The organism is Paenibacillus sp. CECT 9249, from assembly GCF_918697855.1.
Taxonomy (GTDB): Bacteria; Bacillota; Bacilli; order Paenibacillales; family Paenibacillaceae; genus MSJ-34.
The window spans coordinates 1-18,979 of record NZ_CAKKLI010000037.1; the positions used below are offsets into that span (position 1 = coordinate 1).

Sequence of the window (18,979 nt, forward strand, 5' to 3'; positions counted from 1 at the left end):
TTCCGCCAAAATTGCGTTATTGGATCAAATAAGGCCTCCAAAATCCGTTAACCTTGTTCATCCCTATCGCAATCATCGGCTTGAAACGAAGTAAAACATTCGGTGCAACGCTAGTGCACAATTGCATAATAAACCGCTTCGATTTAATCTATATTCGTCTGAAGGAATATATGGCGAAAATGCGCGATGAAAGATTTAGGCAGCGGTCAACCGGCGAGGGGCAAACCATATTGAAACATTTTTGCTAGAATCCCATGGAATTCGAACGGTAGATAAGAAAGCCGTTGCGGGGACTAATCTGGTTCAGCGCAGGCAAATGGACGGAGCAAGACTTGACTGAGTTGTTTGAATATTTAAACGGCTATTCGATGAAAATGATGTCATTATCAAAAATCTGTTAAAGGATGGGGTGGTTGCAATGGGCTTTATCGTAAGACAGATGATAAGAAGAGGCTGGGAACAAGTGAGGAAGCAGGATTTGGCCCGTATCGCCCGGCAAACGCCGACGCCAGGCGTCGGCGAGGACGTCGATCTGGCGTATCTCGACGACGGAGATCCGATGCACCTGCTGGATATCTATTATCCGGCAGGGACGAAAGGGTTATTGCCCACGATCGTCGATATTCATGGCGGCGGCTGGATGTACGGCGACAAAGAATTGAACAAATACTACTGCCTATATTTGGCGGCCCAAGGCTTCGCCGTTGCGAACATCAGCTACCGGTTGCTGCCGAATACCGATTTGCTCGGGCAGGTGCAGGATATCTTCGCCGCGTTGCATTGGTTGGAAAAACACGGATCGCAGCATCATTGCGACCTCAGCCGCTTCTATATATGCGGCGATTCGGCCGGCGGGCATTTAACCGGACCGGGCTTGCCGCTTGCGTGCAACTTAGCCCCGAATTGCAAGCAATTTACGGTGTGCGGCCAACCGGACTGCATATCAAAGCGATCGGCATCAGCCACGGCATGTGCGAGCTCTCCGATTTTCGCCGTATCAGCCGAGCCTTGGGCGCCGGAAACAGCGTCTATAAGGAAATGTTCCGCATGTTTTTCGGCCAGAAACCGGAGCTTGCGGCATGCTACGGAAAAGCGAGTTTTACGGAAACGGCCGAAGGCTTGGAGCTTCCGCCTGTTTTCCTCATCAGCAGCGAAGCCGATCCGCTGCACAATTATCATTCTGTCGTACTGGATCGGTACCTGAGCGAAAGAAATATACTGCATCAAACGAAATTTTGGACGAAATCGCACGGGAAACGTCTGGGACATGTATTTCATGTCGCCAATCCGGAGTGGCCGGAGAGCATGGAATCCAACAATGAGATGCTGGCGTTTTTCTCGAACATATAGTCTGGTCTCGTCCGGCAATGTCGTCCTGTTTTCCGCTCGTCTGTTTGATTTTATCCAACGGAATAATGCTTCTCAGCCCATTCTGCGTGCGTTGCTTGGATTTCATCCAATCAAATCGCCGCAAATCCGGTGAAAAGCGAAATGTGGCTCGAATCTGTTGGATCATATCCAGTGAAGCCTCGTTTTTCACAGAGATGCCTCCCATGTGATTGGAGATAATCCAACTTGTTCAGCTTTATTTGTACAGCACATCGTCCTTCAATGTTGCGATTTTGTCGAGCGCTTCGCGAATATTCGCTTCGGGGACCCCGAAGTGTTCCAACGCCTCGCGTAAATGCTTCACGATCGCATCGAAATGCTCGGGTTGCAGGTTCATCCCCTCATGCGCTTTCGCCATCGCTTTCCCTGTATACCGTTTCGGGCCTCCGAGAGCGAAACTGATGAATTTCGTTTGATGCAGACGTTGTTTTTCCATATCGGTATTGGCGAAAAAATGGTTGACCGTATCGTCGGCCAGTACAAGTTCGTAGAAGTAATCTACCACTTTGCCGATCGTTTCTTCGCCGCCAAGTTGTTCGTAAAGGGTTGCCGTTGAAGTCATGCGATACCTCCGTTGTATTTATTGGGAAAAGACAAGAATTATTATCTCCCAATAACGGCATTTCGTTTCGGCTGTTTTTTTGCATCCCATATTACGGAAATGCATTAAATATTTCGCAAGCATTGCATGAAGGGCGGAACGTTTGGCGGCAACCGGGAAGGGGAGCGGGGGAAAAGACATTCTGAGCATGATGCATATATTTTAGCGCGGTGAAATCTATGCACGAGACTCAGAAAGGGGAAAAAACAGAGATAGCGGTTGGGGAACGTCGACAAATGAACGGAGCTATTTGTACAGCTCATCGCCAATCAAAGTATCGACTTTATCGTACTGTGGTGCATATCGTCTTCATTGCCACCGAAGCGCTTTAATAAACATATTGACAAATAATAAACCATGAATCTATAATGAACACTAAACCTGCTCATCAGTGATGAGGTGCCTCAAAAGTTAGTTTTCTTTACACTAAAGTACAGCAATTTTTTTTATTAATTGCTCCTCATCATAGATGAGGAGGGAAAGGTGAGGTGTGAGGTGGACGTAAAGTATGTTGAAAACGTTGACACACTCGATGAAGAGAGCTTTTTTCCTTCAAAAAGCGAATATTCGGAGTATCTCGTTCTAAAGTATTTGAAACAAACCGATGAGCCGGTTGGCTCCTGGGTTTTGAAAGTGATGCTTGGACTGAAAGGAGTAGAGCTAAGCACGGCGACGATTGGAAGATTGTTGAAAGAATTGGACGCCAAGGGATTCACAAAGCTTGTCGGCGCGCAAGGAAGGGTCATTACTTCGGAAGGAATTCATTATGCCAAATTTCAATCCGAACGGATCGAAAGGGAGCGCCTGCAGGCGCGGCTCATGATGGCGGCGATACCGCAAAGCCTTGACGAGTTGATCGATTTGCTTCATGCAAGGAAAGCTTTGGAATGCGAAACGGCAAGACTGGCCGCGCTTCGTGCTAACAAAAAGGATATTGAGGAACTTGAAGTTTCGTTGAAAAAACATGAGGAAGTCGTCAAAGGAAAGATTGACCCTACCGATATTGCTTTAGATTTTCATATTAAAGTGGCCAAGGCGTCCTATAATCGATTCTTAATTGCATCGCTGGATATTTTAATTTACGAAGAACTTAAGCTGGAATCGCAAATTGCCCAGCTCATCACGAGAGAGCGCGGGGAAGAGTATCTTCTTCAACATATATCGATTGTCGACGCTATTAAGCAGAAAAACGCTCAAGAAGCCGAGAGACTGATGGGAGTTCATATCGAAACGCTGATTGGCGCTATTAAAGAACAAGCCGAAGGATATGAAGGAACCCAAATGATCCCGTTTATGAATGGGATAGACGAATAAAGAAAGGGGCGAATGAAATGGGGACCGTATTTGATACCGCGATCGTGAATGGAACTATTGTGTTGGAGAATCAGGCAGTGGAGGGAACCTTATTAATTCAGGACGGCAAAATTGCGGGCATTTTGGATAGCGGCAGCAAGGTTGAAAGCAAGAAGCTGATCGATGCCGAAGGGATGGTTGTATTGCCCGGCGCCATTGATCCCCATGTTCATCTATGGGAGCCAAGCCCGCAAGATTATAGAGAAGATTATCAATGCGGTTCCAAGGCGGCAGCTGCGGGCGGAGTCACGACTATCATCGAAATGCCTTTAAGCGTTCCGCCGGTCATCGATCGCGAATCGTTTCAGTTAAAAAAGGATATTGCCGATCGCAACTCCTTGGTCGATTTTGCCCTTTGGGGCGGATTAATTCCTAAGTCGGTTGATCGTCTGAGTGAAATGCATGAATTAGGGTGTGTCGGTTATAAAGCGTTTATTTCATACGCGAACGATAATTATCCTCATACGCCGGATGATGTGTTATTCAAAGCGATGAAGAATGCCGCAAAGTTCAACGGCCTTGTCGGGGTTCATGCTGAAAACGCTGACATCGTAGAAACGGTAAGTAAAGAGATGGAGCAAAGCGGAAATAGAGATCCGGAGTCCTATCCGGATGGAAGACCGGCTTTGGCCGAACTGGAAGCGATGGAAAGGGCCATGTTATTCGCGGAACATACCGGCTGCCGCTTGCATATTGTTCACATGTCCGTAGCGGAAGGCGGCGAACTGGTTCGCAAGGCGAAAGAGAAAGGGGTCAAGGTTTCGAATGAAACATGTCCGCACTACCTGTTATTTGATAAATCGATCCTGAAAGAAAAGGGCCCGTTTGCCAAGTGCAATCCGCCCATCAGATCGTATGAGAATAAAGAGGGCCTGTGGGAACAAATATTCAAGGGAAACATCGACTTTATCGGCTCCGATCACTCGCCGTACACCGATGAAGAAAAACTCGAAGGCAAGGATAATATATGGAAGGCTCTGCCCGGATTCGGCGGAATTGACGTCTTGCTGCCGGCGATGATTAGCGAAGGCGTGAATGCCAGGGGACTCGGTTTGGTGGAACTGGCCAAGCTGGTTTCAACGAATGTAGCGAAAACATTTGAAATCTATCCGAAAAAAGGGACCATTGCCGTCGGATCGGACGCCGATTTGGCGATTGTAGATTTGAATCAAGAGTGGGTTTATCAAGGCGAGCATTCGTTTTCGAAAACAAAAAGTTCGCAAGGCATTTATGAAGGGTATAAGTTTAAAGGCAGGGTTATGACAACGATGGTGCGGGGGACTGTCATTTATAACGATGGGGAGATTACGGAAGAATCGACCTACGGAGAGTTTGTCCCCATTCAACGGTAACAGAAAGGAGAAGCAAACATGAATGTTTTGGTAACCGGAAGCTCAGGGTTGGTAGGATCGGCCGTTATGGAATTGTTACATCGCGAGGGCCATCATGTTGTAGGGTTTGATCAAAGAAAGTCGCCAATTACGGATCATCTTACGGTTGAAACCGGAGATCTATGCGATTTTCCGAGATTGGCCTCGATCATTCAAAAGTACAATATCGGCGCAATTGTCCATTCGGGCGGAATCTCGCATCCTCATGCGGGGGAAGTGTCGCCATATGAGACCGTAAGAACCAATATATTGGGAACAACAACGATATTTGAAGCGGCAAGACTATTTCATATTAACAAGGTAGTTTATTTGAGTTCCGGCGCTGTGTACGGCAATCATTCCGCGGGAGTAACCACTGTGGAAACGAAGGTTCATCCGGAGAATACGTACGCTGTGTCGAAATTGACGGGCGAATACCTCGGGGAGGTATATAACAGAAATTACGGGATGAATGTCATCTCGTTACGCCTTGCTTTTGTTTATGGTCCCAACCGTTTCATGCCGGATCCGATTAAATCCCTTTTGGAAAGGGCGGTCAACGGGCTTGATATCGATGATGCGAAGGGCGCGGATCAACAGTTGGAATTCATTTATGTCAAAGATGCCGCTCTTGGCGTCTATAAAGCGCTGCAAGCTGAAAAATGCAGTTCAAGCATCTTCAATATTGGAACAGGGGTAAATACCAAGATGGATGAAGTTGCCGCCGTTATTAAGAACCTGTATCCTAATATATCGATCAAGATCGGACCCGGTGATTTAGGCTATGACTTTATCGGCGCCTTTGATTGCAGCGAAGCGGAGAAGCAGCTAGGGTTTAAAGCGAAGTATCGTCTTGAAGACGGTATTGCCGAATATGCAAAATATTTGGAAGAGAACAAGAAATCGAAAAGTTGAAAGCGTTTAATTACACGAGGCAGGTGAATATCACATGGGGCAAGTTTCGGTTGGAACGATCGATTATTTTATTATTTTTAGTTATTTTGCATTTGTCATCGTCGTTGGATTCATTGTGCAAAAGATGATTAAAACAGACAGCGATTTCTTCCTCTCAGGCAGATCTCTTCCGGCATGGATAACGGGTATTGCCTATTTGGCGGCGAATTTAGGCGCTCTGGAATTGTTGGGAATGGCAGCCAGCGGCGCGCAATACGGAATGTTAACGATGCATTATTATTGGATGGGAGCGGTACCCGCTATGTTATTCGTAGGCTTGTACATGTATCCGTTCTTTTATGCATCCAAAGCGAGAACGATTCCGGAGTATTTAAGGTTTCGATTCAATGAAGCAACCAGGGGATTGAACGCCATCACATTTTTTATCCTGACGATTCTGTTTTCCGGGATTAGTTTATACGCTATGGGATTGATTTTTAGCGTGTTATTGGGATGGTCGATGGTCTTCAGTATCATTGTCGCGGCTGTCGTCGTTTTATTATATGTAACGCTGGGCGGATTAACTTCATCGATATACAACGAAGTGATTCAATTTTTCTTAATATGGATCGGTTTGCTGCCCATTGCTGTCATTGGCATGTATAAGTTCGGAGGCATGAGCGGTATTTTGGCCAACATGCCCGAGTCCTTCACGCATCTATGGCAAGGTTTGGGCAGTACGGCGAATAATCCGATGGGCGTAAGCTGGTTTGGAGTGATTGTAGGGCTGAGCTTTGTTCTTTCATTCGGATATTGGATGACCGATTTCCTGGTTGCGCAAAGGGCATTTGCCGCCAAGGATGTAAGAGCGGTGCAAAATACGCCGATCTATGCGACCTTCTTTCGCATTATCGTACCCATCGTCGTCATTGTTCCAGGGTTTATCGCCATTCCGCTTTTTCCCGAGCTTGGCAAAAATCCCGATATGCCCTATAACCTGGCATTGCCGCTTACGCTCGCCGAATTATTGCCCGAAGGATTATTCGGTTTAGGCATCACTGCATTATTGGCTGCTTTCATGAGCGGGATGGCAGGCAATATTACAGCTTTTACGACCGTTTGGACTTATGACATCTACCAAGCTTACATTAAAAAAGACGGAAGCGATAAGCATTATATGAAAGTCGGTCGTCTCATGGTTGTTCTCGGCACCATACTTGCCGTTTTTGCCGCATTTCTGGCAGCGAAGTTTCCGAATATTATGGACTATATTCAAATGTTGTTCTCATTTTTTAACGCTCCGTTCTTCGCCACATTCTTCTTGGGCGTCTTTTGGAAGAGAGCAACCGGATGGGGAGCGTTCTGGGGATTGCTGTTGGGGATTACAAGTTCTTTCCTCATGTATTTCCTTATTCCGAGCGATTTTTACAGCACATTGGCGGAAGGCAACTTCTCAAGAGCGCTATGGGCTTGGATCGTAACGATGGTCATCACTATCGTCGTAAGCTTGTTTACAAAACCGAGACCGGAGAGCGAACTGAAGGGCTTGGTACGAAGCGTGAGCGAAAAAATATCATACCCGAATCTTCCTTGGTATAAACGCCCGGGCTATCTCGCGATTATTTCTATCCTTATTATGATTGTTATCAATCTTTATTTCTGGTAAGCGGATTCATGTAATGAAATGAAAAAACGGGGAGTGAGATCATTGAAGAGGTTGCTATTCGATCTTAAGTTTTTGACGGGCATCATTTTTTGTTACTTGGGTTTGGTTTTAACCGTGTATGGATTATTTACGAATAAAACAACAGAGCACTTTCCATTTAATATCAATTTATGGTGGGGTATTGTTACGTTTCTGTTTGGACTAGCCTTTTTGCTAGGCAGTTTCATTACGGTTAAAAAGTCCGAATCGGTTCACTAAAAATAAGATAGGGGAGTAGAAACTATGGATTCAACATTGAGACCGGCGAATATTTTTATAGAGCCTTCCGAAGAAAGGTTTCAGGATAACTATCGGCGTTGGCAAGGGATTCCTTCTCTTGAGGTAACGGAAAAAGGAAGAATATTGATCAATTTCTACTCCGGACAAGATGCGGAGGTTGGCGGCAACATTATGGTTTTATGCGTAAGCGACGACCATGGGCGAACATTCCGCTCAGGCGTTACCGTGGTAGAACACCCCGATCCGGAATGCCGCATTTACGATCCGAATTTATGGATTGATCCTTTGAAGAGATTATGGATGACCTGGACGCAAACGCGCGGGTTTAACGACGGAAGAATGGGGGTATGGGCGTCGATTTGCGAAGATCCGGATGCGGAGCGGCTGAACTGGAGTCCGCCGCGAAGAATTGCGAACGGCATCATGATGAATAAACCGATTGTGACATCGAAACAAGAATGGCTCTTTCCATGCGCGATATGGTGCAATACGAGCGGAAGCACGCCAAGCGAGGATCACGGATTGCAGAACGAACAGTTTTCCAATGTTTATGTATCCACGGATAACGGAAATTCCTTTAGCCTAAGAGGCCATGCGGATGTGCCGAATCGAAGCTTCGATGAACATATGATCGTGGAGAAAAAAGACGGAACCTTATGGATGCTTGTCAGAACATTTGACGGGATCGGGGAAAGCATCTCCCAAGACGGAGGCTATACCTGGTCCCCAGGCAGGAAAAGCCATATCGACGGGCCGTGCTCGCGTTTTCATATTCGCAGATTGAAGTCGGGAAGATTGTTGCTGATTAACCATCACAATTTCCAAGAAAGAATCGACTTGGACGATATTCTTAGCCAAGGGGATGTGAAGAAGTGGAAAGGACGAAGCCATTTGACGGCTCTATTAAGCGAAGATGACGGAAAAACATGGCCGTATTCGTTATTGCTTGACGAACGCAACGAGGTGTCGTATCCGGATGCTGTTGAGGCCGCGGATGGGTATATTTATGTCACTTATGATTGGGAACGTGTAAAGCAACGGGAAATATTGATGGCACGGTTTACGGAGGACGATATTATGAGGGGCGAATGCCGTTCGCAAGGCGCTATACTAAAACAACTTGTCAACAAAGCGACAGGTCAACCGGATATCGAATAAGTTAAATAATATGGCAGTAATAGAGCGGCAGTCGAGGATTTGATTTTCTTATCCGGGGCTGCCGTTTTTTCGTTGCCCCGCGAAGCCCCCCCGTAATTGATCTTACTTATTGCTCCGGATCGCCACTCTGTGGTACCATCTCAACACATACCAGCATTTCCCTCTATGAGACCGGAAACAAATAAATTTCTATCCTGGAGTTGAGATCCATTGAAACGCCGCGCAAAATACAATCCGTTCAGAACAATATCGAACGGCATCAGGAATGCCAGGTTAAGGACCAAAATTCTTTTATCCAACATGATCATCATCTTGTTGATTACAACTGCAATTGGAAGCGCATCCATTTATACGGCCAACTATTTTCTGGAGTCGAATACGAAAGATCTGTCCGCACAAATCGTCCATCAGGTGTCCGACAATATTGAATACCGCGCCAGAGAATTTATGAATTCAACGGTGTACCTGATCTCGGATCAACTATTGCGGGACTTCCTGACGGAGAGAGCGGAGGCTGTCACCGAAGACAATTACGCTGCGTACCAGTACCGCGTTAATTACGTGCTCGCACAATTCGCCAGCAATAATCGTTATATTCGTTCCATTGTGATTAAAAACAACAAGGGTACGGTCTATTGGTGGGAGAATAAGCATCAGATTCAAAACGAGCTAAACGTCCATAGCGCTTCGCAAATTATGAGTCAAGCCGAAGCCGAACTGAGAAGCAGCGGGCATGAATATGTATGGACATCCTCGTTCCGGGGGGAAGATGAAGTTTCCTTGACCAGAAATTTCATCGATTTAAACCATGTCAATGTGCATATCGGCACCGTCCTCATCAATATCGATCCTAATTTTTTCAGAAATTTAAAGTCGGATATTTCTTACATCAATCCGGACAACATCGCGATATTCAATCAGAACGACCAAGTTTTGGTCAAAAGCAACTTCAGGCAGCCCGAGCGGGATACGCTCTTTGGCAACGGTCAATCCGAATCCGCCGCCGCAAACGGCGCGATTCGTCGGATCGAAGGCCAAAATTACTTAATAACGCAAAAGCAAACATCCCCTTCCGGATGGAGGGTGGTCTGCGTCATCCCCATGACGATGCTGAAAGACCATACTAGGCTCCTGCAGTGGATGATTCTGATTTTCAGCGCCTTGGCCATCCTTATTTCCATTGCCATTTCATGGTTCCTGTCGGCGACGACAACGAAAAATATCAAGCTGCTCGAAAAAAACATGCGAAAAGTAGAAGAAGGCGATTTCCAAGTCAGAACCGATATTATGGGACGCGACGAAGTCGGCATGCTGTCGGTTCGTTTTAATTTTATGGTCGGCAGAATTAATGAACTGGTCAACAGCGTATATAAAGAGCGGATTGCGAAACAACAAGCCGAGTTCCAGGTGTTGATGGCGCAGATCAATCCTCATTTTCTCTATAACACGCTTGGAACGATTAAATGGTTCGCCCGCATGAAAGGGCAATCCGAAATCGAAAAAATGACGGGTTCGCTGTTCGAGCTCCTCAAATCGTCTGTGCGAAGAACGAGCGAGTTCCATACGTTAGCGGAGGAGATTATGCTGTTGGACAACTATATTTTTATCCAAAAAATGGGTTATGGGGATGAACTCCAAATCAAATTCGATATCGACGAGAGGTTGCTCCAATGTTATGTTCCCTACTTGAGTTTGCAACCGCTTTTGGAAAATGCCATCTTGCACGGAATCGAGCCGTCGAAAGGCAACGCTTTGATTACGATTCGGGCTTGGCGTGAGAACGAAAGGATTTACTTGGTCGTGGAAGATAACGGAGTTGGAATGGATGAGCAAAAAATCGAGCAAATTGTAAACGGCCGCGGTCAAGAGGACAAACGATTCCCGGGCATGAGCAGCATCGGGGTCCGCGGGGTCAACGAAAGAATTCAATTGTATTACGGCAAGGAGTACGGTTTGTTGTATGAAAGTCAACCGGGCCGAGGAACGAAAGCGAAGATCAAACTCCCTTATCATACGAAACTGGAGGAGGCTGAACATATTGCTGCGGGTTATGATCGTTGAAGATAACGCGATTTACCGTTATGCCATTAAAACCATTATTCGCTGGGAGGATTACGGCTTCGAGCTGACGACCGAGGCCATTAACGGCAAACAGGCATTGGAATATATCAAGGAGCGCCGCTGCGATGTAATCATTACGGATATGAGCATGCCGGAGATGAACGGGCTCGATCTAATCCGGCAGGTCAAGCGGTTGTACCCGGCGATCAAATTTATCGCGCTAAGTTCTTTCGAAGAGTTTCATTTCGTCAAAGAAGCGATGAGATTGGGAGCGCAGGACTATCTGCTGAAGCATGATCTTGAAATCGAGGGACTGATTCAAGTCCTGGAGCAAGTAAAGATATCGATCTTGAAGGAGCGAGAGAAGCTTGCGGAAGCGAATGCATCGGATATTCATCTGACGAGCCTGTACCTAAAGAAAATGATGCTCGGCGAGAATATTCAGAGCGATCAAACGGAGACTGCCGGTTATCATTTTGAACAAACGTTATCCCGCTCACCCTATATCGTGCAACTCCTCCGCTTTAACGCCAACAAGCACGAAGAGGTTATTGCCGATTCCATGCCGGGCAAAGCCCAAAGCGACTTTCTGGACCGCATTCGCAAGGAGAATGAGCATTTCTATCCGATTGTCCTGTCCGAGAAACAAGCTGCAGTCATCCAAAGTTTTCCTCACATCAAAAGCGAGTCGTACATGATTGCGTCCGCCCTTGAATTCGCTGATCGTCTCGTCCCGATTGCCCGGAGTTTGCAGCTGTCCCTCTCTGTAGGAATGAGTCGGATCGGTGCCGGTTACTCCGCTCTTCCCGATCTATTTCGGCAAGCCGAAGCCGCGTTGTTCCAAAAAATATATGCGGATCGCGAGAGGATCTTCATTTATCGGGAAGCGCAGCCTCCGGAAGAGGGATTGCATCATACATGGATGACGCAATTCACATTGGCATTCAGAAGCGAAAATATGAAAGTGATCGAAGATAAGATCGCATACGTCTTCGAATGGATCCAATCCAGCCGCTTGGAGATGAAACATGTCAAACGGCTATTGTTCGATCTGTTCGCCCTTCTGCCGGTCTTTGCGGCGGAGAGGAAAATGAAGCTGAACAGCATGAATCATTGGCATGACGTCTTGCTTGATTCGATGGACAATTTGGAACCGATTGGCGAAATGAAAGAATACTTCCTTTCTTGTTGTCGTCAAATTTTCGGACAAACGGAAATCCGGCAATCGCATCGCCAAGATATCCGGATGGCCGTCGAATACATAAACGAGCATTACAACGAGGATATTTCCGTTGCCAATATTGCCGACGTATTGAATTTGAGCCCCAATTACCTCTCCAAATTGTTTCGAAGCGAGACGGGCATAAGACTCGTCGAATATATCAATCAACGCCGAATCGAAGCGGCCAAGAGGCTGCTGCGGGAAACGAACCTTAAGGTTTATGAGGTAGGCGAAAAAGCCGGCTTTCAGGAAACGTCGTACTTTTGCAAAGTCTTTAAAGAACTGACGGGAGTCACTGTAACAGAGTATAGGAAGAAATAAAGCTTTGTTGATTATTACAACGTTTCGTAGTTTTTTGATACGAATACGATGTTGGATTTGACTGTTCGAGGATATTTCCAATGAATCGTTTTTTTGTTCAATGAAAACATGGTTCGTGTCTTATAGACTAAGATCAGATGGCGGATGTAAGCGCTATCCGAGACTAGTCAAGCCAAAGGGAGGTTTCTTGCATGAAAAAAGCGTTGGCCGTTGTCGCCGCGGTTGTTCTCTTGGCAGGTGTCATGTCGGCATGCGGGTCGAAGAGCGAACAAAACACGGCGAACCGGGCCGATACGAAAACGGGAGGAGAGAGCCTAGCGTCGACCAAGCCTGTGCAGTTGACATGGGTACATCATTTTGGCGAAGAAGGCGCCAGAAAATGGATCGATCTCGGCATCCAAAAGTTTAAAGAGAACAATCCGAATATCGACGTCGAAGTGATCGCGACCGAAGGAGGAACGACGTACAAAAACTTTTTTAACACCAAAGTTGCGGCTAACGACGTTCCGGACATTTACATGATCGACGATATACCGGGATATCAGGAAATCATCGATGCAGGATATGCCGCCGATTTGACAGGACAGCCTTTCCTGGGCAATATCGGCGAGCAGTACTTGAACGGTGTGAAATCCGAAGACGGGAAAATTTGGGCGCTCCCTATCGACACGAACGGAGGCGGCGTCACTTATAACAAAGATGCGTTCGCCAAAGCGGGCATTACGGAAGTTCCTAAGACGTACAGCGAGTTTCTTGCCGTTTGCGAGAAATTGAAAGCGGCGGGAATCGTTCCGATCGCGGCGGGCTTTAAAGACAGCTGGGTCATTAGCTGGGATATCAATCCCGACTTGCTTGTAACCGGCGTCAATTCGGATACCGATTGGATCAAGGATGTCGAGGCGGGGAAAGCGACCTTCGCCGATAATAAAGGACATTTTAAAGAGGTATTGACTCGATTCGTGCAGCGTCTGCCTTATATGAACGACGATCCGATGGGTACGAACTGGGATAAAGTACAGGAGCTTGTCGCCAGCGGCAAAGCCGCGATGGTCATTAACGGCACATGGGCCGTGGACGGCGCCAAATCGAAAAATCCGGACGCGAACATCGGTCTATTCGCCTTCCCGTCGACCGAAAATCCGGATGACGCCAAATTTGCCATGAAATCGACCGGCGGGATCGTCGTGAATCCGAAATCGAAAAATAAAGAGGCGGCTCTGAAATTGCTGGAAACGTTCTCTACGCCGGAAGTAGGAGAAATATTCCAGAATAACAAAAAAGGGATCTCCGTCATCAAAGGGTTGAAACCGGATTTCGATCCGACCTATGTCGAACTGGACGCCAACTACTTGAAACCGGGCAAAACCTTTGACTGGTCGCAGTTCTCGCCCGATTTTGTAAGTACGGAATTAGGGAACGCTTATGTTGACGGCCTTACATCCTTGATTCTCGATAAAAATCACGATGTGGATAAAGCTATCAAACAGCTTGACGATAATTTCAACAAAATACGTCCGTTACAAAAATAAGCTTTTGTGAAAAGCGCTTCTGTTGAAGATAGGATTCTCCCGGTCGTCCCGGGAGAATCGTTACTTGGAGGAATGACGATGTCTACTCGATTTCGATGGCGCGATGGACTTGTCCGTTTCAGTTTTTTGGTTCCGGCATTCGCCTTTTTCGCTTTTGCGATGATCATTCCTTTTTTTATGGGGATTCATGTCGCATTCACGGATTGGAACGGGATTATTCCTGAATATCGCTTTGTGGGATTGGATAACTTCGCAAAAATATTTACAAACGACGACATTCTCATTCCGATGAGAAACACGCTCTATTATATGGTTCTGTCGGTCGTTTTTTCGAACTCGCTGGCGCTGCTGTTAGCGATGGCGGTGAACCGGTCCTTTGCAGGCAAACATGTAACCAAAGTTATTTTTTTCTTGCCGACAGTGCTGAGCGCGGTGCTCGTTTCGTTTATTTGGGGATTTATCTACCGCGAAGTATTTCATACTCTGTTCGGCATTAACAGCCTGCTCGGAAGTCCGGACACAGTCATGCCGGCTATTGTCGGGATTGATATATGGAACAGTGTCGGGATCAGCATGATTATCTATTTATCGGCCTTAACCGGCGTCCCCAGAGACTTGTATGAAGCCGCGGAAGCGGACGGCGCAACCGTATGGCAAAAATTCGCAAATGTAACCGTTCCGATGATCATGCCTGCCATTACCGTCAATGTCACTTTGGCGATCACCTATGGTCTGCGCGTGTTTACGACGCCGATCATTGCGACGAACGGCGGACCGGTGCGAGCGTCGGAAACGATCGCCATTTATATTTATCGCCATTTGTTCGACTTTAAGAAAGCGGGGTACGGTCAAGCGATTTCCATGGTATTTCTGATTGCCCTTGTTGTAATCGGTTGGACGGTGTCGCGAATGTTGCGCAGTAAGGAAGTGGAAATGTAACGATGCCGCAAAATAAATGGAAACTTTCAAACGTTATTATTAGCTTGCTAACCTATGCGCTGGCGCTTCTATTTCTTTTCCCGTTCCTGATCAGCCTTTTGATGGCGATGAAAACGCCGGCCGAAACGACCGACTCCTTATTGAAGATACCGTCCCATATTGCGTGGAGCAACTTTAGCTCGGCTTGGGAAATCACGCATTTTACAAGATCGTTCTTCAACAGCGCGATCAGTACCGTTTCCGGCGTACTATGTATCGTTATTTGCGCCTCCATGGCCGCTTTTGCCATTTCCCGCAACTCCCGCAAGCCTTTATATAAATTCGCGGAACTACTCATTTTGGCGGCGCTTATGGTTCCGTTTCAAGTGATTATCATCCCTGTGTACAAAATTTTAAAATCGCTGGATATGATCAATACGCTTTACGGCTATATCATCATGCTTGTTGGAACGAGCATTCCATATTCTACGTTTCTGTATATCGGTTTTATAAAAAGCGTTCCCCGCGAATTGGAGGAAGCGTCTGTGATCGACGGCTGCGGTCCGTTCCGGATGTTCTGGCAAATTGTGTTCCCGTTGCTCCGGCCGATTACCGCCACGGTGGCGATTTTGCATGTCATGTGGCTGTGGAACGAATTCAGCATTGCGTTAATCGTACTGCAGAAGACCGCCGTACGCTCGATCCCGATGATGCAATATTTCTTTTTCGGCCAATATACGACGAACCTGAACCTCGCCTTTGCGTCGGCGGTATTGACGATGATTCCGATTATTGTATTTTTTCTGTTCGCGCAAAAACAAATTATCGGCGGTCTTACCAATGGCGCGGTAAAAGGGTAAAGGAACGCGTAAAACGCGTCGGTTCGTTCTGCTGACGCATTCAAATTATCAAATCTATAGTGAGAGGGGTAGATGGTATGAAACGTTGGATGAACATGATTCTATCAGGAATGCTTGCTTTGGCCGTCTTCGCGACTTTAGCCATGCCGCAGCAAGTTCAGGCCGCAAGCGTGATCTCGGTCGATCCTTCCGCGCAATATGCGGATTGGGAGGGGTGGGGGACATCGCTGGCCTGGTTTGGAAACGTTATTGGCGGCTGGTCCGATGCCGAGAGAAATGCGATTGCCGATAAGTTGTTTTCCCTGGAAGAGGGAATGGGCCTTAACGTGATTCGATATAATATCGGCGGCGGCGAAAATCCGTCCCATGATCATATGCGGCCGGGTGCGGAAATCGAAGGATTCCAACCATCCCCGGGAGTTTGGGATTGGAACGCGGACGCCAATCAGCGATGGATGCTGCAAGCGGCCAAAGCGAGAGGCGCGAACAAGTTTGAAGCTTTCTCCAACTCCCCTCCTTATTGGATGACCAATAGCCAGTGCGCTTCCGGTTCGATTCTAGGCATTCAAAATAATTTGCAAACCCAATATTTCGCTCCCTTTGGCGATTATTTAGCCGAGGTCGTGAAGCATTTTAAGGATGAATGGGATATCGAATTCGAGACGGTGGAACCGGTGAACGAGTCGTACTCTCCGTTCTGGTTCGCTTACGGCAAACAAGAGGGAGCCCACTTCGACCGAAGCGCGCAAAATGCAATCATCAAAGACACGCAGAACGGATTGATCGCGCGAGGAATTACAGGCACGACCGTCGCCGCCTCCGACGAAAATAACATCGATTGGATGATCGATTCGTTTCACTCGTATGACAGCACGGCCAAATCATATATTTCACGAATCAATACCCATACGTATAACGGTTCTCGCCGCGTGGAGTTGCATAACGTAGCCAAGAGCAACGGCAAGAAACTATGGATGTCCGAAGTCGGCATGGGCGGGGCGGGCGGACATAACCATCATTCGATCGCGCCCGCATTGAATCTGTCCAATCAAATCTTAATCGATGTGAAGCAGATGCTTCCAAGCGCCTGGGTGTATTGGCAAGCCGTTGAGGACGAAGGCAACATGGTCAGTTCCAACGACAACTGGGGAATCATTCATGCCGATTTTACCGGGGGGACGGAGAACTGGTATTTGACCAAGAAATTTTACGCCATGAGCAATTACAGCAAGTTTATTCGCCCGGGCTATAAATTAATCGCGATCGACGATGCCAACTCGCTGGCGGCGTACGATCCGGCAACCGGGACTACCGTAATCGTAACGACGAACGGCAGCGCAACGGATCAAGACGTCACGTTCGATCTTTCCAAGTTCGCGAGCATCGCCGGCTCGGTTGCGCCGTACCGCACTTCAGCCGCGGAGGATCTGGCTCGGCTTGACGATATTTCCATTGCCGGCCACTCGTTTACGGCAACGGCCAAAGCCAATTCCATCACCACGCTTGTCATTAGCGGCACTTCTTACGCAGGCGGGGCGGAGACTTTCGATCCGAACGACTATTATCATATCGTCAATGTCAATAGCGGCAAATTGCTCGATGTCCCATGGAGTTCCACGAACGATGACGTACAGCTGAATCAATGGGAGAAGAATAATACGTTGAGCCAGCAATGGAAATTCGTCGAAGTCGGCAACGGATACTACAAGATCGTGAACCGCAATAGCGGCAAGGTCGCCGGCGTAAGCGCCAGTTCCTCGTCAGACAGCGCCAAAGTGCTGCAATGGTCCGATCTGGGCATATTTGATCAGGAATGGGAAATTCAAAACATCGGCGGCGGCAAATATATGTTCATCAACCGCAACAGCGGCAAACTCCTCGATGTGAGGGGCGAATCGACCGACAACGGAGCGAGCATCGTTCAATATACGTACCATAACGGCCTGAATCAACAGTGGCGATTGGAGAAGGTTCAATAGCGTACCCCGCTCAACCGCGGAGACGTCCGGTAACGGGCTTCTTTCGCGGTTGTTGCCGATTTTAAGGGGTGTTTTTCAATTTCTCTTTTTCAATAGTGATCGAGTTCCAAGACGATTTCCCGGTTGCCGTTTGGCAAGCCCATATCGACGGCCTCGGGGAGGATTCGATCCAAAGCCTGTCGGCCAATAAGCTTAAGGACCGTACGGGACCGTTGCCTGCCATCGATAAAAAGCTCATCTATTACGGCACAGGCATCTTTGGCGATAGCTCTTGGGAAGAAAGCGGATGGGTCGATACGGAGGGGAAATATACGCAAACCGGTTACAAAAGAGTGGTAGGCGGATCGGTGTCCGACGAAGCCGGTACGATCACAATGACGCTGCCTAATGAAACGCGGAAAGATCGGTAACCATTAATAGGAGCACGGTTCGATCTATGCGCGAGAATCCGTTTAAATCCTATGCACTGTGATATAATGAGTAGTAAAGCGGGGGAGGCGGGGATATGAATTTCAATAGAATAGACCAATTAAAAAGGGAATTGGATGCATTGCGCCCCTTGCCGCCTGCTGCTGTCAAAAATCTAGACGAGGTATATCGGGTAGAGTGGACGTTCAACTCGAATGCAATCGAAGGAAACACGCTGACTTTGCTTGAAACGAAGTTTGTCCTGGAAGAAGGTTTAACGATAGGCGGTAAGAAGCTGCGCGAGCATTTTGAGGTTGTGAATCATTCCGCAGCCATTAATTACGTTCAAGATATTGTAAAACGGGACGTTGAATTAACCGAATATGTAATGAAGTCGATCCACTACTTGGTGCTTAAAGGCATTGACGATGAAAATGCAGGACAATACCGGGAAATCAACGTTATGATCTCAGGTTCGCAGCATCAGCCTCCGCATTATGCAGTACTCCCCGAAAAAATGGGACAGCTCATAGAGTGGTACAACGTGCATAAAGATAATCTTCACCCCGTTTCGCTCGCCGCGGAATTCCATTTCCTGTTTGTTTATATCCATCCTTTTGCAGATGGAAATGGGAGGACTGCACGGTTATTAAAGAATCTCATATTGATGAAATACGGGTTTCCGCCGGCTATTGTCAAAGCGGCAAGCGCGGATCGATTGAGATATTACGAGGTGCTGGAGACAGCAAGCGTAAAAGGCGATTTGGAGCCGTTTATCGAGTTCATTGCCGGATGTGTGGAAGAAAGTCTGACAAGATATATTGGCGCGGTCAAGTAAATAGACCCAAGGGACAGGCCGGCATTTCGCCGGCCTTTTCCCATTGTCGACGTTGCCATCAATGTTCGTCTTATAATAATTCAAAAAGGACATATGTCCTATCCAAACGGCACGAAGATATCTTTTAATAATT

The 18,979-nt window shown here is 47.2% G+C and carries 15 protein-coding genes; 14 read left to right on the forward strand and 1 reads right to left on the reverse strand.

The window, feature by feature from the left end; translation table 11 throughout:
- Positions 1-418: 418 nt before the first annotated feature.
- Entirely contained in the window at positions 419-1,204 is a 786-nt protein-coding gene (locus tag LQ229_RS20215; RefSeq protein WP_230192695.1) for an alpha/beta hydrolase, read from the forward strand.
- A 381-nt stretch (positions 1,205-1,585) separates the two neighbouring features.
- Here LQ229_RS20215 and LQ229_RS20220 read toward each other — a convergent pair whose 3' ends face one another.
- Positions 1,586-1,951, reverse strand: coding sequence for a group 1 truncated hemoglobin (locus tag LQ229_RS20220; protein WP_230192696.1), 366 nt, complete (start codon positions 1,949-1,951; stop codon positions 1,586-1,588).
- Positions 1,952-2,581: 630 nt separating this feature from the next.
- Between LQ229_RS20220 and LQ229_RS20225 the strand changes: the two genes are divergently transcribed.
- From LQ229_RS20225 to LQ229_RS20285, 13 genes are all read left to right on the forward strand, one after another.
- Positions 2,582-3,304 carry an FCD domain-containing protein gene (locus tag LQ229_RS20225; RefSeq protein ID WP_230192697.1) on the forward strand — a complete coding sequence of 241 codons (723 nt, stop codon included), beginning with the start codon at positions 2,582-2,584 and terminating at the stop codon, positions 3,302-3,304.
- Positions 3,305-3,321: 17 nt separating this feature from the next.
- Entirely contained in the window at positions 3,322-4,695 is a 1,374-nt protein-coding gene (gene allB, locus LQ229_RS20230; RefSeq protein ID WP_230192698.1) for an allantoinase AllB, read from the forward strand.
- Positions 4,696-4,713: 18 nt separating this feature from the next.
- The gene (locus tag LQ229_RS20235) at positions 4,714-5,628 is read left to right on the forward strand and encodes an NAD(P)-dependent oxidoreductase (protein ID WP_290370061.1); all 915 of its coding nucleotides are present in this window, start codon (positions 4,714-4,716) and stop codon (positions 5,626-5,628) included.
- Between the two features lie 34 nt (positions 5,629-5,662).
- Positions 5,663-7,273 carry a sodium:solute symporter family protein gene (locus tag LQ229_RS20240; protein ID WP_216540857.1) on the forward strand — a complete coding sequence of 537 codons (1,611 nt, stop codon included), beginning with the start codon at positions 5,663-5,665 and terminating at the stop codon, positions 7,271-7,273.
- Positions 7,274-7,555: 282 nt separating this feature from the next.
- Complete coding sequence (locus LQ229_RS20245; RefSeq protein WP_230192699.1) at positions 7,556-8,710, forward strand: sialidase family protein; 1,155 nt, start codon at positions 7,556-7,558, stop codon at positions 8,708-8,710.
- A gap of 300 nt (positions 8,711-9,010) precedes the next feature.
- Positions 9,011-10,771, forward strand: a complete 1,761-nt coding sequence (locus LQ229_RS20250) for a sensor histidine kinase (RefSeq protein WP_230192700.1) — start codon at positions 9,011-9,013, stop codon at positions 10,769-10,771.
- Positions 10,749-12,314 (forward strand): response regulator, encoded by a 1,566-nt coding sequence (locus LQ229_RS20255; protein ID WP_230192701.1) that lies wholly within the window; start codon positions 10,749-10,751, stop codon positions 12,312-12,314. The genes LQ229_RS20250 and LQ229_RS20255 overlap by 23 nt, the downstream gene beginning before the upstream one ends.
- A 191-nt stretch (positions 12,315-12,505) precedes the next feature.
- Positions 12,506-13,843 (forward strand): extracellular solute-binding protein, encoded by a 1,338-nt coding sequence (locus tag LQ229_RS20260; RefSeq protein WP_230192702.1) that lies wholly within the window; start codon positions 12,506-12,508, stop codon positions 13,841-13,843.
- A gap of 78 nt (positions 13,844-13,921) precedes the next feature.
- A complete protein-coding gene (locus tag LQ229_RS20265; RefSeq protein ID WP_230192703.1) occupies positions 13,922-14,782 on the forward strand; it encodes a sugar ABC transporter permease in 861 nt (286 codons plus the stop codon).
- 2 nt (positions 14,783-14,784) lie between these two features.
- Positions 14,785-15,621, forward strand: coding sequence for a carbohydrate ABC transporter permease (locus LQ229_RS20270; protein ID WP_216540979.1), 837 nt, complete (start codon positions 14,785-14,787; stop codon positions 15,619-15,621).
- Positions 15,622-15,698: 77 nt separating this feature from the next.
- Complete coding sequence (locus tag LQ229_RS20275; protein ID WP_216540978.1) at positions 15,699-17,600, forward strand: RICIN domain-containing protein; 1,902 nt, start codon at positions 15,699-15,701, stop codon at positions 17,598-17,600.
- A 68-nt stretch (positions 17,601-17,668) separates the two neighbouring features.
- Entirely contained in the window at positions 17,669-18,010 is a 342-nt protein-coding gene (locus LQ229_RS20280; RefSeq protein WP_230192704.1) for a hypothetical protein, read from the forward strand.
- Positions 18,011-18,105: 95 nt separating this feature from the next.
- Complete coding sequence (locus LQ229_RS20285) at positions 18,106-18,846, forward strand: Fic family protein (RefSeq protein ID WP_230192705.1); 741 nt, start codon at positions 18,106-18,108, stop codon at positions 18,844-18,846.
- Positions 18,847-18,979: the final 133 nt, after the last annotated feature.

Bases quoted from the DNA above. Each gene is read 5' to 3' on its own strand.
- LQ229_RS20215 (WP_230192695.1), top strand. From the start codon at position 419: ATGGGCTTTATCGTAAGACAGATGATAAGAAGAGGCTGGGAACAAGTG.
- LQ229_RS20220 (WP_230192696.1), bottom strand. From the start codon at position 1,951: ATGACTTCAACGGCAACCCTTTACGAACAACTTGGCGGCGAAGAAACG.
- allB (WP_230192698.1), top strand. From the start codon at position 3,322: ATGGGGACCGTATTTGATACCGCGATCGTGAATGGAACTATTGTGTTG.
- LQ229_RS20235 (WP_290370061.1), top strand. From the start codon at position 4,714: ATGAATGTTTTGGTAACCGGAAGCTCAGGGTTGGTAGGATCGGCCGTT.
- LQ229_RS20240 (WP_216540857.1), top strand. From the start codon at position 5,663: ATGGGGCAAGTTTCGGTTGGAACGATCGATTATTTTATTATTTTTAGT.
- LQ229_RS20245 (WP_230192699.1), top strand. From the start codon at position 7,556: ATGGATTCAACATTGAGACCGGCGAATATTTTTATAGAGCCTTCCGAA.
- LQ229_RS20250 (WP_230192700.1), top strand. From the start codon at position 9,011: ATGATCATCATCTTGTTGATTACAACTGCAATTGGAAGCGCATCCATT.
- LQ229_RS20260 (WP_230192702.1), top strand. From the start codon at position 12,506: ATGAAAAAAGCGTTGGCCGTTGTCGCCGCGGTTGTTCTCTTGGCAGGT.
- LQ229_RS20265 (WP_230192703.1), top strand. From the start codon at position 13,922: ATGTCTACTCGATTTCGATGGCGCGATGGACTTGTCCGTTTCAGTTTT.
- LQ229_RS20270 (WP_216540979.1), top strand. From the start codon at position 14,785: ATGCCGCAAAATAAATGGAAACTTTCAAACGTTATTATTAGCTTGCTA.
- LQ229_RS20275 (WP_216540978.1), top strand. From the start codon at position 15,699: ATGAAACGTTGGATGAACATGATTCTATCAGGAATGCTTGCTTTGGCC.
- LQ229_RS20285 (WP_230192705.1), top strand. From the start codon at position 18,106: ATGAATTTCAATAGAATAGACCAATTAAAAAGGGAATTGGATGCATTG.